Below are 231 nucleotides of genomic sequence, written 5' to 3' on the forward strand. Positions count from 1 at the left end.
GCCTCCGTCGATCCCGCCGCAACGCTGGGCGAGAACGTCCGGATCGGCCCGTTCTGCCTGGTTGGCCCACATGTCGAGCTGGGCGACGATGTCGAGTTGCGCTCCCACGTGGTGGTGGAGGGCCGTACCCGGATCGGCGCGGGCACGCGCGTTTTCTCCCACGCCACGCTGGGCACGGCGCCGCAGGACATCAAATATCGCGGCGAGGAAACGCGGCTGGAGATCGGCGAG

Annotated in this window: 1 pseudogene; it reads left to right on the forward strand. The window is 69.3% G+C overall.

Annotated elements, in window-relative coordinates:
- Nucleotides 1-231: pseudogene (locus tag R0J92_RS27250) on the forward strand (acyl-[acyl-carrier-protein]--UDP-N-acetylglucosamine O-acyltransferase); the annotation flags it as partial.

Origin of the sequence: Tritonibacter sp. SIMBA_163, assembly GCF_046535935.1 — a bacterium.
GTDB lineage: Bacteria > Pseudomonadota > Alphaproteobacteria > Rhodobacterales > Rhodobacteraceae > Epibacterium > Epibacterium scottomollicae.